This is a genomic window from Sorangium sp. So ce448 (assembly GCF_051520915.1).
In the GTDB taxonomy this organism is placed as follows: Bacteria; Myxococcota_A; Polyangia; order Polyangiales; family Polyangiaceae; genus Sorangium; species Sorangium cellulosum_B.
This window is the reverse complement of record NZ_CP150343.1, coordinates 6,882,989-6,897,467: the sequence shown is the minus strand read 5'-3', so window position 1 is coordinate 6,897,467 and position 14,479 is coordinate 6,882,989. Positions and strand designations below refer to the sequence as shown.

7 protein-coding genes are annotated in these 14,479 nt (G+C 74.1%); 5 read left to right on the top strand and 2 right to left on the bottom strand.

The window, feature by feature from the left end; genetic code table 11:
- Nucleotides 1-699: 699 nt before the first annotated feature.
- Both WMF45_RS25985 and WMF45_RS25980 read left to right on the top strand, forming a co-directional pair.
- Entirely contained in the window at nucleotides 700-1,821 is a 1,122-nt protein-coding gene (locus WMF45_RS25985; protein ID WP_437707138.1) for a hypothetical protein, read from the top strand.
- A 187-nt stretch (nucleotides 1,822-2,008) separates the two neighbouring features.
- Nucleotides 2,009-3,442 (top strand): sigma 54-interacting transcriptional regulator, encoded by a 1,434-nt coding sequence (locus tag WMF45_RS25980; protein WP_437707136.1) that lies wholly within the window; start codon nucleotides 2,009-2,011, stop codon nucleotides 3,440-3,442.
- 48 nt (nucleotides 3,443-3,490) lie between these two features.
- Here the strand turns inward: WMF45_RS25980 and WMF45_RS25975 are convergent, their stop codons facing one another.
- Both WMF45_RS25975 and WMF45_RS25970 read right to left on the bottom strand, forming a co-directional pair.
- On the bottom strand, nucleotides 3,491-5,224 hold the full coding sequence (locus tag WMF45_RS25975; RefSeq protein ID WP_437707134.1) for a hypothetical protein: 1,734 nt from the start codon (nucleotides 5,222-5,224) through the stop codon (nucleotides 3,491-3,493).
- A 50-nt stretch (nucleotides 5,225-5,274) separates the two neighbouring features.
- Entirely contained in the window at nucleotides 5,275-9,249 is a 3,975-nt protein-coding gene (locus WMF45_RS25970; RefSeq protein WP_437707132.1) for a protein kinase domain-containing protein, read from the bottom strand.
- Between the two features lie 109 nt (nucleotides 9,250-9,358).
- Between WMF45_RS25970 and WMF45_RS25965 the strand changes: the two genes are divergently transcribed.
- From WMF45_RS25965 to WMF45_RS25955, 3 genes are all read left to right on the top strand, one after another.
- Complete coding sequence (locus WMF45_RS25965; RefSeq protein ID WP_437707130.1) at nucleotides 9,359-10,873, top strand: serine/threonine-protein kinase; 1,515 nt, start codon at nucleotides 9,359-9,361, stop codon at nucleotides 10,871-10,873.
- Nucleotides 10,874-11,222: 349 nt separating this feature from the next.
- A complete protein-coding gene (locus tag WMF45_RS25960; RefSeq protein ID WP_437707128.1) occupies nucleotides 11,223-11,909 on the top strand; it encodes a hypothetical protein in 687 nt (228 codons plus the stop codon).
- A gap of 447 nt (nucleotides 11,910-12,356) precedes the next feature.
- Nucleotides 12,357-14,108: a NosD domain-containing protein gene (locus tag WMF45_RS25955; protein ID WP_437707126.1), complete on the top strand. Its 1,752-nt coding sequence runs from the start codon at nucleotides 12,357-12,359 to the stop codon at nucleotides 14,106-14,108.
- Nucleotides 14,109-14,479 lie beyond the last annotated feature (371 nt).

Genomic DNA, 14,479 nt, shown 5'->3' with positions numbered 1-14,479 from the left:
CGGCTGACGAAGGTCTCAGTGCGCATGACTGCCTTTCCGAAACGAAGCAAAAGAATACCGACGAGTGCCAATGTGAGCGCTCACATCTCCGATGTCAATCACGGAAGGCTGTTGAGGGAAGGCGGCTCCTTCGATCGATGGGTAAGTTGTTGATATAGTGTCGCTTTTTCAGGGGCGCCGGATGCGTGGAAAAATACTCTGTCGGTCCAAGGCAGCTTCCGCAGCTGGGACTTGACGTCTCCGGAGGGGTTGGATTTCCCTCTCTGCTCTTCCACATTGGGGTTCATTCTCCCACACCGGGTCTCCCTCGTTTCCTACATTGGAGTCCCTTCTCCCTCAACAGGCGCCAGCTGCGCCGCGCGCAGACGCCGCTCGTCCCGTAGCCCGGCGGCGGCAGGGGACGGAGCGTGAGATTCATCGGACACGGCCGCGTGTCGCGCGATATCTCGGCTCGTCATCGCTGCTGGCCCCGCTCTGGCCATGCGCTGCGGTGAAGGACGAGACAGAAGACAACGATACGTACGCGGTCGCCATCTCGCAGGTGGACCCCGGCAACACCTATCCTCTCTCGATCCACGGCGATCGGTAGGCGGCGGCCCGCCGCGCCCTGCTGCGCGGCGGCCCGCCCGGGCGAGATCGGCCGCCCTCGGGCCGGTCTCGCCTGGGCGCACCCTCGCGGGGGCGATACCCTGGGCGAGGATGGAGCCCATCTTCGTCCTGATGATCATCTCGGGGATCGCGGGGCTCGCGCGCTTCTTCGCGTACGCGCGCAACGACGCGCGGCGGGCGGCCGAGGCCCGCTGGCGGCTCGCACGGCCCATGTGGCAGCGCGCAGCGGCCCTCGTCGGGGGGGAGTTCCGGTCGGGTCCGGGCCCATCGGGAGACCCGCGGATGCAGATCTCCGCGGTGCTCGACGGCGTCGCGCTCCTCGTCGATCACGACGTCGATCGCAGCGGCGCGGCCGTCGTGCGCTACAGCACCCGCATCACGGGCACGGTGAGCAACCCGTCGGGCCTCAGGCTCCGGGTCAACGAGCATCAGCTCGACCGGCTGAGCGGTGGGGGCTTCCGGGCGCGGCGGGTGGACGCCGGCGACCGGGCGGACGACGGCGCCTTCGTCGTGCAGGCGAGCAGCCCGGCGCTCGCGCGCTGGTGGCTCACGCGGGAGATGCGCGAGGCGCTCCGCGCGGCGTCCGAATACCAGCTCACGCTCGAGGCGCACCGGCTGACCGCGATCCGCGCCGGGCTGGAGGACGACGCCGAGAAGCTCGCGGGCGCCATCCGCGCCGCGGCGCTCGTCGCCGGCCGCGGCCGGGCGCTCGCGAAGGAGCTGCGGGCGCTCTCGCAACAGCTCGGCGGGCGCCTCCTGTCCGGCGCCGGGACGACCTCGCCCGGAGGAGGCATGACCATCGAGCTCGAGCACCGCGGCCGGCGCCTCGCCGTGACGTTCGGCCGCGATGGAAGGCGGGGGGCGTTCGGCACGCAGGTGCGCGTCGCCCGCGCCGCGTCCCCGTCGGAGCGGTTCATCGTGAAGCGCCGGCAGAGGCGCGGGCCGGACCGGGCGAACTCCGGGCAGCCCGACGACGGCGGCCTGTCGCGGGCGTACGAGGTGCAGGCCGAAGCGCCGGACCGGGTGGCGTGGCGCCTCACCGACGAGGTGAGGCGCGAGATCGCCGCGCTCCGCCCGGCGGCCGTCGTGGGCGATGAGGCCGCGGTCAAGCTTGTGTTCGGCCGCATCGAGACGGGGCGCGACCGGATCGAGCGCGCGATCGCGATCGTCTCCTCCCTGGCGGCGCCCGCGCCGCACGGGCCCTACCGCTGACGGCGCGGCGAGCCGCCCTGCCAGCCCGGGGCGCCGCGACAGGACGACCAGCGCGTGAGCTCCGCGCGCCTGAGCTTGCTCCACTGGCTGGCGGGCGTGATAGATCGTGGGCCTGCGGCATGCAGCCTCGGGTCGATTCCCTGGCGCCTCCTCCGTGCGCGGCCTGCCAGGGGCGGAGAGGGGCAGGATGAGCGCGGGTCGGGACGAGCCGTCGACGCTGGTCCGCACCCGGCGGCGCGCCGGCTCCGCCGCCGAGCCGCGGCCGTTCCTCTTCCTCGTCTTGCAGTGCCAGCGGCCGATGGATCCGCCGGCGCGGCTGGCGCTCGACGGGGTCGACGAGGTGCGGTTCGGGCGAGGGCCGGTGCGCTCGATCGACCGGCGGACCGAGGCGGACCGGGCGCTGCTCGACGTGCGCCTCGAGGACGGCTGGGTGTCGTCCCGCCACGCGCGGATCACGCGCGACGGCGGCCAGCTCTGCCTGGAGGACCTCGGCTCGACGAACGGCACCTTCGTGAACGGCGTGCCACGGCGGAGCGCGACGCTCGCCGAGGGGGACCTGATCGAGCTCGGGCACACGTTCTTCCTGTTCCGCGAGGTCGCGGTGCCCGACGAGGCGGCGAGCGACGCGGCCCAGGCGGCGGATCAGCCGTTCGGCCTCGCCACCTTCTCACCCGAGCTGGCCGAGCGCTTCGCCTCCCTCCGGGCCGTCGCGCCCGCGCCCATCCCCGTCGTCCTCCAGGGCGAGAGCGGCACCGGCAAGGAGGTCGTCGCGCGCGCCGTCCACGCGCTCTCGGGGCGGCCCGGCCCGTTCGTCGCCATCAACTGCGGCGCGCTGCCCGAGAGCCTCATCGAGTCCGAGCTGTTCGGCCACAAGAAGGGCGCGTTCTCCGGCGCCGCCGAGGACCGGCCCGGCCTCATCCGCGCGTCCGACCGCGGCACGCTCTTCCTCGACGAGATAGGCGATCTGCCCGCGGCGTCGCAGACCGCGTTCCTGCGCGTGCTGCAGGAGTCGGAGGTCGTCGCGGTGGGCGCGACGCGCCCCGTGAAGGTCGACCTCCGCGTGGTCGTGGCCACGCACCGCGACCTCCCTGCGATGGTCGAGCGCGGCGAGTTCAGGGGCGATCTCTTCGCGCGACTCTCGGGCTTCGTGCTCGAGCTGCCGCCCCTGCGCAGGCGCCGGGAGGATCTCGGGCTGGTCATCGCCGCGCTGCTCCGCCGCGCCGCCCCGGACAAGGCCGCGTCGATCGCGCTCGGCTGCGAGGCGGCGCGCGCGCTCCTCCTGCGCGAGTGGCGGCTCAACGTCCGCGAGCTGGAGAAGTGCCTGGCGACCGCGATCGTGCTCGCCGGCGGCGGCCGGGTGGAGCTCGACCACCTGCCGCCGCCCGTCGTCGTGCCGCGGAGCAGCCACCCGCGCGAGGCCTCGAAGCCCGACGCCCAGCCCGCCGACCGCCAGCGGCCCGCCGAGGAGGACCAGCAGCGGCGCGAGGCGCTCATCCGCCTCTTCCGCGAGCACCGCGGGAACGTCAGCGCCGTGGCGCGGGCGATGGGGAAGGGGAGAACGCAGATCCACCGGTGGATCGCGCGTTATGGCATCGAGCCTGGCGACTACAGGGACGGGTGAGCGCGCGGTGGGTCGGCCGCGCGTCAGCGCGGCCGCGGCGGCCGCCGCTCAGGGGCAGTACAGCGCGCCGGCGGACAGCACGCTGCCGGGCAACATCGGCGCGAACGGGGAGAACGGGAAGTCCCGGACGACATCCGACGGGTGGTTGAGAAACACGGTGATCGGATGGCGCCATGTGAGCCCGCCGCCCTTGCACTGCTGGAAGTCCCTGTCGCCCTCCACGAGCACCCCGTCGTCGACGGCGCACTGGTGGAGCGTCGGACACTCCGCGACGAGGAGCGATTCGTCGCAGGCGCCGACCGGGGTCGCGACGCAGTCGACCTCGCCCTCGGCGCCGGCGCAGAGGCGTTCCCCCACGTACGCGGCGTGATCGGTCCAGTATTCACCCGTGCAGGCGAAGGCGTGCTGATAGATGGCCTGCCCGGAGTCCTCCCCGGGGGTCGGAGCACGGTGGAATTCGCCCTTCTCGTCCACTTCATTCATCCCCACCTGGAGCCGGGGGTGGAGGGGCTCATTGCCCCACAGGTTCCCGAAGAACGCGCCCTCGCGCCAGCCGAAGACATCGGCCTCCGCCGCCGGATACACCTCGGGGCGGAACGTGGCCTCGTTGATGGAGACGGCGCCGGACGGTGGCGTGGGGCCCGGCCGCGCGTGGCTCGCGACGCTGAAGCGGCGGCTCCTCTCCAGCACCGCGGCGAGGCCTCCTCCGCCCGGCGTCAGGAGGCCGGCGCGGCCGCTCGTCCGCGGGCCGCTCATGAGGCTGAAGAAGGCGCTTTGAGGGCAGGCGAAGCGGAGCGCGGGCTCGGGGCGGCTGTCGCAGCGCACCTCGCTCGGATCGATGTGATCGGGTGAGTCGGCGTCGCAGCCCCGGATACCGCTGCAGACGCGAAGCACCGTATCGCTGACGGGCAGCCCGGCGGCGCTCGCCGGGTCGTCGGAGCAGTCGGTCAGGGGCGCGTCCCCGGTCGCGATGAACACGGTCGAGCCCGGGGTGCACGAGCCGACGTGCTGGGGCGTCCATCCACAGTTGCGCGACGCGCCCGTAGAATCGATCGCGCACCGCCTGAAGCTCGGAAGGGTGTCGCCGTCCTCCGTGTTCCTCACCACGCGGACGGAGGGCGCCGGCGTGAGGAGCCCCGGCCGGTGCTCCGGGAACGCCTGGCCTCGCAACGAGACGGTGATCGAGCGGCCCATGGCGTTCACGAGCGAGAGCATGCACGCCGAGACGAGCTGCTGGCACTTCGGCCCCGCCTTGTCGACGGCCCAGAGTGGGCAGATCCCGATCTCGCCGTCGAACGTGAATTCCTCGCCTGTCGACGTGTCGGTGTACGAGACGCTCTGGCCCTGTTCGAGGGCGCAGGCGACGAGGTAGTCCATCACCTCGCGCGTGGGCTCGTGGCGGAGCTGGTAGCGGAGCTCCGGGTACTTGCTGTCGTCGGCGTAGCTCTCGGTCGCGAGCGGGACGGTCACCATGACGGGGTTGGCCCGCGGGTTCGTGATCAGCGCGTTGCGGGTGAGCGCCTCGGCGGAGAGGCCGTTGCCCCAGACGCCCTGCACCGCGTCCGCGATGGAAGCCACCAGATCGGTGGCCGACCCGCCGCTGGCCGACCCGCCGCTGGCCGGCCCGACGACCGACCCGGTCGATGAGCCGCTCCCCGCCGGCGCCGCGCGCGGCGGTCCGTCGAGCGGGGAGGCGTCGCCGCCCGCGACGGCGCAGCCCGCGCCCACGAGCGAGAGCCCGAAGCACAGCGCAATCAACCCTCGTGTCCGGTAGATCTTCACGCGGTCAGATTCCTTTCCTGTCTCTGGTCCGGGCGATCCGACCGGTCGGTTCACGCGGCGCCGGTCGCTCCGGGCGTGAGCAGGGCGCGCTCGATCTCGTCGAACCGCTGCTGCCAGCAGCCCGCCGACATCGCCCTCGCTTCGGCGAGGAACAGGCGCGCTTCGCCGCCCTCGCCCGCGCGGAGCGCCGAGAGGGCCGCGCTGTGGAGCGCCTCGGCGTGCTCGTGAAGGATCGCGGTATGCCGCGCCTCCTCCACGAGCGTGCGCCATGCCGCAGCGTTGAACCGACCGGCTGCCCGGTCGTCCAGGGCTTGCTGCACCAGGCGTGCCAGCGTCCGGGCGCAAGGGGTGAGGTCGGGCTCGGGGAGGCTCGCGCGGGCCTCGGCCAGGTGGCGGGCCGCCTCGTCGTGCTCGCCCCGGGCGAGGTGGATGCGGGCGAGGAGGAGGACGTCGTCCGGCGAAGGGCGCTTGTTGAAATAACGCCGCTGGAGGTCGAGGCTGCGGCGCGCGAGCGGGAGAGCTTCGTCCGGCGCGCCCAGCCAGTACCGCAGCTCCGCCAGGTTCAGCGTGGCCCAGCGCTCGAGCTGGGCGTGCCCGAGCTCGCGGGCGAGGCGGACGGCCTCCCGCTGGTCCGCGACAGCGCGCCCTTCCTCCCGTCGCTTCACCCACATGAAGACGCGGTTGATGTACGCGGTGCACAGGTGGAAGACGTCGCCGGCGCGCAGGCAGGCCTCGACGACGGCCTCGGCGTGGCGCTCGGCCTCGTCGAGCCGGCGGGCCATCGAGAGCGACGCGACGAGCACCAGCCGGGCGATGACGTGCGCATCGTGGTCGCCGACGGCGAGCGCGCCGCGGGCGGCCCGCTCCAGCTTGGGGATCCCCTCGTCGACCCGCTGGTCGCGGCAGTCCGAGCGGCCGCCCGCGAGCAGGCAGCGCGCGTCGAGGCGGGCGTCGCCGAGGCCGGCGCAGAGCTCGGCGGCGCGCGCCGCGAGGGCCGCGGAGGCGGGGAAGTCCTCGAGCCAGTCGAGCGCGGTCGCCTCCTCGAGCAGGAGCTCGGCGGCGCAGGCCCGGTCGCCCGCGGCCTCGGCCAGCGCGCGGGCGGCGCGCAGATCGGCGAGCGACTCCTCGAAGCGCTGCAGGCGGTAGCGCGCGCGGCCTCGGCCCGCGAGCGCGCGGGCGCGGGCGCGGGTCGAGGCGTCGTCGCGCTCGAGGAGGCCGGCGAGGCGCAGGGCGGCGGTGAAGCGCTGCTCGGCCTCGACGACGTCGTGCCGGGCGAGCGCCTCGTCCGCGAGCTCTGCGTGCGCCGCCGCCGCGGCGGCCAGGTCTCCCGCGGCGGCCGCGTGGCGGGCGATCCGGGCGCGCGCCCCCGCGGCGCGCGGCGCGCCAAGGAGGCCCTGGAGGACGGCGGCGTGCAGCGCGCGGCGGCGGGCGGGCGGGATGCGCGCCTCGACGGCCTCGCGCAGGAGCGGGTGCCGGAAGGCGTAACGCGGCGGCGAGGCCGAGCGGGCGACGAGCAAGCCGGCCCGGGCGAGGCGCGCGAGGCCGACGCCCGGGTCCAGCGCGCCGGCCGGCGGCGGCGCGTCGGCGGCGCGATCCACCGCGCGCAAGGCGGCCTCGAGCTCGGCCGGGGAGAGGTCGTCGCCGAGGATCGACGCGCGCTCGAGCAGGTCCACGAGCGGCGGCGGCAGGGCCGCGAGCGCGCGCTCGGCGAGGCGCTCGCCGAGCGGCGCGGCCGACAGGGAGAGCAGCTCATGCGGCGCGAGCGTCCACCCCTCGCCGCCCCGGGCGCGCTGGATGGCGCCGCCGACGCGCAGCGCGCACGCCACCTCGACGAGGTCGCGCGGGACGCCGCGCGCCAGCGCGTGGAGGCGATCGAGCACGGGGCGGGGGACGAACTCGACGGGGCGGAGGCGGTCCTGGAGCAGCGCGCCCGCGGCCTGGGCGTCGAGCGGGCCGAGATCGAGCGCCACGCGGCGGGCGGCGCGCTCCCCGAGCCCCGGACGGAGCGACGCGATCGAGGGCCGCGCGGCGAGCACGATCGCGAGGCGCGCCGCGCTGCCCTCGGCCGTGGCGAGCTCGATGGCGTCGAGCGCGGACGCGTCGGCGAGGTCGGCGTCGTCGAGCAGCAGCGCGAGCGGCGCGGCGGCCGCGAGGGCGGCCGCGAGCGCGCGGGCCTCGGCGTGGCGGCGCGCGCCCGGCGCCCCGAGCAGCGGCGCGGCGGCCGGGTCTCCCGGGGCGAGCCGCCCAAGGGCGAGCCCGACGGCCGGCCAGGCGCGCGCGGCCTCCGCCGCGCCGAGCCGCTGGACGAGCGCCTCCTGGGCATTCGCGTCGCGCTCGCCGCTGGCCGGGAGATCCAGGGACGCGCGCAGGAGCGCGACGAGCGTCGCGCCGTGCTCGGCCGCCTCTGGCCGGAGCGCCGCCGCGGCGTGCACGGTCGCGCCGCCGGCGTGGAGCGCCGCCGCGAGCGCCCCGAGAAACCGGCTCTTTCCGTGCCCTTCCGCGCCGAGCGCGGTGACGAGCGCCGGCCCGCCGCCGGCGAGCGCCTCCTGCGCGGCCGCGAGGGCCGCGCAGAGCGCCTCATCGCGGCCGCGCAGGGCGGTCTCGCCGGGCTCGTCGGGGGGCGCGTTGCGCGGATCGAGGGGCGGATCGCGGAGATCGGGGGCCACACCGCGCGGAGAGGGCGGGGTATCGTGCTGGCCGTCCGCGAGCGCGCGCCGCGCTTCGGCCGTGAGGATCGCCGGCGGAATGGCGTCCGCGTCGCCCGGGCAGGCCCCCCAGGTCTCCGCGTTCTCGAGCGCGGCGCCCGCGAGCGTGACGCCGTGCGTGCCCTCGCGCACCCGGAGCGGAGTCAGGTGGACCACGAGGGGCGGCTCCGCTGCGCCGGCCGCGGCGACGCGCTGGGCCACCCGCACCGCCGCGCGCACGCCGTCGCCTGGCGCGTCGGCGGCGGGGAAGGCGAGCACCATGCGCTCCCCGCGAAAGCGCGCCAGGATGCCCCCTTCGGCGCGGGCGATGTCGACGAGCGCGTCCGCGCGCTCGCGCGTGCGCAGGGCAAGCAGCGCCACCGCGCGGCGTGGGCCGGGGACGGGAGCGGGCGCGCCGGAGGAAGCCGCGCGCCCTCGGGACGGGGCGACGCGCGCTTCCAGCGACGCCGCGAGCGCGCGCGCCACGTCGCCGGCGCGGGCCGGGCGGGCCTCGGGATCCTTCGCGAGGCAGCGGAGGACCGCCTCGTCGGCGCCCTCCGGCAGCGGCGCGAGCGAGGAGGGCGGGTCGGGGCGGCGCGCCACGTGGGCCTGCCGCACCTCGGCCGCCTCACCGACGAACGGCGGCCGGCCGGTGAGCAGCTCGAAGAGCATCACGCCGAGCGCGTAGATGTCGGCGCGCGCGTCGACGGCGCGCGCGCCGAGGCACTGCTCCGGCGCCATGTACGCCGCCGTCCCAAGGATCGCCCCGGTCTGCGTCAGGTCGGGGCCGAGCGCCGCGCGCGCATCGCCGCCGGCGCGCGCCTGCGCGGCCAGGCCGAAGTCGATCAGCGCGACCTCCCCGCCGGGCCGCAGCCACACGTTCTCGGGCTTGAGATCGCGGTGCACCAGCCCGGCGTCGTGCGCCGCGTCCAGCGCGACCGAGAGCGCGCGCGCGATCGCCGACGCCTGCTCGATCGGCATCGCGCCGGTGCCCGGCAGGTCCGAGAGGCAGCGCGCGAGCGAGCTGCCCTCGAGCCGCTCCAGCACGAGGAACGGGCCGAGCTCCCCCGAGCGCCCGCGGCCGAGCAGCGCGGGGACCAGCGGCGGCGCGAGGCGGGCGAGCGCCGCGGCCTCGCGCTCGATCCGGCCGTCGTCTCGCCGGCGCGCCACCTTGAGCGCCACGGCGTGGCCGTCGCCCTCGCGCGTCGCCGCGTAGACGCGCGCGAACCCCCCTTGCCCCAGCAGCCGCTCGATACGGAACCCTCCGACGAGGAGCCCGGGGACCAGCGGCGACGGATCCTGCTCGAGCGCCTCGTGCTCGCGCTCTTCGGCGCTCGTCACCGGCGATGGAGCCAGGGGGTGCGCCGGGCACGCGGCGCCGGCCCGCGCTGGGAGGCGGCGATGGCACTCGGAGCAGCGCATGGGGCGCGAGTATACTGGGGTAGGTGCCATGCGGACGCCTGCCGAGCCCAATCAGGACGAGACAGCCGTCATCTCGGGCCGACCGCTGGAGCTCGAGGCGAGCGCCGCCGGCGACGCGCTCCCTGCCGGCGCGGTGGTCGGGGGTTACGTGCTCGACGACGTGCGGCTCGGAGGCGGCTTCGGCGTCGTGCACCGCGCCGTCCCGGTCGGGGGCGGCGCGCCGGTCGCGCTGAAGGTCCTCCGCCGCGGCCTGTCGCTCCTGCCGGCGATCCTCCGGCGCTTCCAGCGGGAGGCGGAGGTGCTCGCGCGGCTCGAGCACCCGGCGATCGTCGAGGTCCGCGGCGTGGGCGCCCTGGACGACGGCCGGCCGTACATCGCGATGGAGTGGGTCGAGGGCCGGAGCCTCGCGGCGGAGCTGAGCGCGCGGGGCGCCTTCTCGCCGCCCGAGGCGGTCGCCCTGCTCGAGGAGGTCGGCGGCGCGCTCGCCGCCGCGCACGCGATCGGCGTCGTGCACCGCGACGTGAAGGCCCAGAACGTCATGGTCTGCCCTGGCGCGGGCGGGCTCGGCGCGCCGGGCGTGAAGCTCGTCGACTTCGGCATCGCCAAGCTCCTCCGCCCTCCGGGCGCCGCGCGCGGCGCCAAGAGCAGCAGCCTGATCCTCGGCACGCCGCTCACGATGGCCCCGGAGCAGATCCTCGGCGGGGTGGTGGACGCGCGCACGGACATCTACGCGGTGGGCCTGCTCGCCTACCAGCTCGTGACGGGCGAGCTGCCGTTCCAGGGCGCCGACGCGGTCGAGACCGAGGAGATGCACCTGCGCGCGCCGCCGCCCTGCCCGAGCGACCGCGCGCCCGTGTCGGCGGCGTTCGGCGCGGTGGTGCGCCGCTGCCTCGCCAAGGAGCCGGCGGACAGGTACGCGGGCGTGCCCGAGCTGCTCGCCGCGCTCCGCCAGGCGGTCGCCCGGGCGGTCGGCGCGCCGGGCCGCCAGATCATGGCGCCCGCGGCGCGCTCGCCGGCCGACGTTCGCCTCGCGGGCACCTGCGCGCAGGGGCACTGCGCGCCGGCGGGGCCGTGCGCCGCGCTGCTCGTCGAGGCCCGGCTCTCGGCGCCGGACGACGCCGGCGACGAGGCGCTCGCCGACGTGGAGCGCCTGGTCCAGGCGGCGCGCGCGGCGCTCGTCGGGCTCGGGGCGACGCTCGTGGTCGAGAGCGCCGACGCGCTGCTGGCGGCGCTGCCCGCGCCGTACGATCGCGCGCCGGAGCGGGCGCTCGGCTGGGCCCTCGAGCTCTGGGCGGAGCTCGGCGCGCGGGCCGGCGCGAGCCCCGAGGTCTTCCCGCGCCTCGCGCTGCACGCGGCCGAGCCCGAGGCGCTGCGCGGCTGGGCGCCCGCCGCGACCGGGGCGGGCGTGTTCGTGACCGACGCGTTCGCCGAGGGGCTCGCCGGGGAGGCCGGGGAGGGGGAGGCGAGGGACGGGGAGGCGGGGGAGATCGACCGCGCGCCGCTCCGGGGAGAGGGCGGCGCGCTGCGCCGGGTGGCGCCGTGAGCGCCGCGGCCTGACGCGGGCGCGCGCTGCCACAGGGTGTCACAGGGGCGGTGTGACAGGGGACAGCCGGGATGTGGCAGGCGGGGCGCCTCTGCGGCGCGGGGCTGTCCTGCTGCGAGCACCGCGACGGCCGCGAGGGGCGCGTCGGCGGCGCGTCGCTCCCAGGTGATCGGTGGGAATCGCCCTCGGGGGGCAACGCGAGGTCGCCAGCGCTGCGCGTTGGCAAGGCGCTTGCGATGAGGCTCCGCCGCGAGGCGCCGCCGCGGCCGCGCCGCTCCCGGCGCGCTGCGCGGCGGGCTGCCTCCGGTTCGACAACAAGAGAGCTCGAGAGAGCTGAGGAGATCTCGTCATGCGCATCGTTCGCTCTGCGTTCCCCCTCGTCGCCCTGTTCGCCGCTGGCTGCGCCGTCGAGGCGGCCGACCCTGAGCTCATGGAGGACGCCCCGTCCCTGTCGGAGACCTGGACCGTCAGCAACGCCGCGGTCAACGCGCGCTGGGACTCGGGCCTGAACGCCAACCTCTCGGCCTGGGAGTATATCCACTGCCACATCGATGATGGCGCTGGATTCATGTTGACCGACCTCAGCGCGTTCCAGGAGCCCCTCACCGAACCTGACGAGTTCATCGCCAGGCTGTCCGGCGTGTGCCGGGAGTTCGACCTCCTGCTGCCCAACCTCCCGCGGACCGGCGCGATCGACGCGAAGACCATCTTCTCGTGGCCGGGCGGCTTCCGCGCCGGCGCGCTCAGCGCCGCCGTCACGGGCGCCAACTACCCCACCGGTCTGCGGCTCAAGGTGGACGGCGCCAACACCTATGTGAAGGACGTGCGCATCAACTACGCTCCGAGGAACGCGGCCAATACGGCGCTCGACCTCGCCTCGTCTTCCCACACGAGCTATGCGATCGGGTACGCCGGGAACAACGTGACCCTGAACTGCCCGGCCCAGCAGGTGCTGACGGGGCTGGATCTCAGGTACGATACGGTCGAGGGGAAGATCCGGGTCCTGGAGATCCACTGCAGAGAGCTGCAGCCCTGAGGGGGCCAGCGAGGGGCAGCACAGGGGCGGTGTGACAGGGACAGCCGGGCTGCGGCAGGCGCGGCGCTCGAGCGGCGCGGAGCGTCCTGCAGCGAGCGCACCGGCGGTCGCGAGCGGCGCCTCGCTGCGCGTCGCTCCCACGCCGCCGGTGGGCATGGCCCTCGGCGGGGGACGCGACGCAGGCAGAGCCGTCCTGGCAAGGCGCTTGCGATGGCGCTCTGCCGCGAAGCGCCGCCGCGGCCGTGCCACTCCCGGCGCGGTGTGCGGCAATCTTTGCCGAGTCAGGCAATCCTTGCTCGCCACGATCCCACGCTCGCGCGCAACGTTTGCTTGCTCCCCTCTCGACCGACGGAGCGGGCCGGGTTGGTACATGCGCTGCTTTGCTCCACGCGCGTCGACCTGAAGATCAGTCTGCATCTGCCTTGCCCGGCGCTTCAAGGAGGACCCATGAAATCCGCTCGCGTTGCGTTCGTCGTGCTTCTCGCCGCATGTGGCGGCTCCCCGGACGTGGAGGACACGGAGTCGGTGAGCAGCGCGATCATCGATGAGACCGCTCCATGTGTCCATGTGGTGGATGCGAGCGATGCGTCGCTCCGCTCCTTCTGCAGCACCGGCTCTCCAGGGCAGGCCTGCCGCAGCGACCGGCTGTCCTCCAGCACGACGTGCCAGCAGGTGAGCGCAACGGCGCTGCAGGATGCGATCACCTGGGCGTCCGCCCATGCGCCCTACGTGAATGGTCGCAGGCAGATCCGGCTCGATCGAACGCCGAGTCCGGACAGCAAGCCGTTCTGGATGGTCCCGCAGCCCGCCTACGGCGGCCTCACCGGGGGGGTGCTCGTCCCCTCGAATTTCCAGGTGGAAGGCACCGTCGCCGCCAACGGGTGGGAGGCAGGGTCCTGGGTCCAGCAGCTCGACATCGGTCAAACCTTCTCCGCCGGTGTGATGTTGGTCGACCCCGCGGGGTACGCGACCTACGCGGATCGGGACAAGCCCGTGAGCAACATCGTCATCAAGAACATCAAGATCCGGGGCTTCTACGCCAACGGGTCGCCTGCCGTACACAACGCGCTGTGGGGCTTCACGTCCACGGGCAATGTCTCGCTGGAGCGATTCAACGCCCGAGATACGGCGCGCGCGATCGTGCTGGGTTGGTTCGACCCGGCGAACCCACAGTGGGACGCCGCGATCGGCAAGCTCCGATCGAAGCTCTGGGCGTTCAACGGCAGCAGCGCGGAGGCCAAGAACCTCGTTCAGTATTGCTACACGGAGAACGTGCCAGGCGACACGATCGTCGTCATGGGGCATCACAACAAGGTCCACGGCTGCACGGTCACGAACAGCCCGCCCGTCAGCACCGCGTTCAACGGGATCCTCGTGTATGGCGGCTACAGCAATATCGAGATCACCGGCAACAATATCAACGGAATCGGCGTCGGGATCGGCCTCGACGGCAGCTTTCTTGCCGCTTGCGTCAACGGAGATCCCGCGTGCAGCTGCACCGCGAACGACACGCCCGAGCAGTGCATGGACAGGTGGAACGCCTACGTTTCCGCGCAGGGGGTGGGGCAAGTCAAGGGGTACAACAGCCAGGTCACCATCAGCGGCAACATCATCAATATGCCAGCCATGGCGAATGCGCGCGGCATCCAGTTCCACCGCGACCACAGCTGCGACGTGTCGGGAAATACCGTCAATGGTCCAGGCCGCAGCCACGCGGGGTCGATTGGCATCCATCTCTCCGAGTCCGACAGCAACTTCCTCTGGAGCAACACCGTCAGGAACGCGAACGTCGGCATCCAGCTCTCGGCCGGCTCGGGCTCGAGGACGACGCCGACCGCCGGCGTCCTCTATGGCAGCTCGTACAATGGAATAGGCGTCGCGCGCGGCACCTTCGCCGCGGCGGGCAACGTGGTCCAGAACAACGAGACGAACATCAAGCTTCTGGGCGCTCCTGGGAGCTCGACCGCCCGCGTCTCGCAGAACACCATCGCGTACAATCAGTTCAATAACACCATGGCCTTCTCACCCGCTGCTTCCTGTAACTACGAGCTGGGAAGTCACGGCATCGACCAGGCGACGGGCGGGAGCGAGAAGCAATACTGCGGCAGCGGCGCGACGGGCAACAGCAGCTCGCCTACCCAGGGCGCGATCCAGTCCTCCAGCTGTAATTATGTGATCGGTCACGCTCGCTGCAAATAGGCCTCCGTCCGGGCTCGGCAGCCGCCGCGCGCTTCGGCGTGAACGTGAACGTTCGGATGCAGGAGAACGCGGCGCGAAGGTCGGTCAACGCCTGTGGGCCGGGGAGGTCGGGTAGATCGAGCGCGCTCCTCGCCCGAGGAAGAAGAGAGCTCGCTGCACATGGCAGCTGCGCGCCGTTCCGCCCGCGGCGTTCCGCGAGGCTGAGGGGACACACGCTGACGACGACGTGGCGCGACCATCGCAGCCTTCGTCACCAAGGTATTCCAGGAGGGCCCCGGGGTTCCGTCGAAGGCGGCGCAGCCGGCGGCATTCACGATCGACACCTTGACCGGCGTGTCAGAGGTATCCACGATACCGCACTTCGACGGAAA

Coding starts and splice junctions, on each gene's coding strand:
- WMF45_RS25985 (WP_437707138.1), top strand. CDS start 700: ATGGAGCCCATCTTCGTCCTGATGATCATCTCGGGGATCGCGGGGCTC.
- WMF45_RS25980 (WP_437707136.1), top strand. CDS start 2,009: ATGAGCGCGGGTCGGGACGAGCCGTCGACGCTGGTCCGCACCCGGCGG.
- WMF45_RS25965 (WP_437707130.1), top strand. CDS start 9,359: ATGCGGACGCCTGCCGAGCCCAATCAGGACGAGACAGCCGTCATCTCG.
- WMF45_RS25960 (WP_437707128.1), top strand. CDS start 11,223: ATGCGCATCGTTCGCTCTGCGTTCCCCCTCGTCGCCCTGTTCGCCGCT.
- WMF45_RS25955 (WP_437707126.1), top strand. CDS start 12,357: ATGAAATCCGCTCGCGTTGCGTTCGTCGTGCTTCTCGCCGCATGTGGC.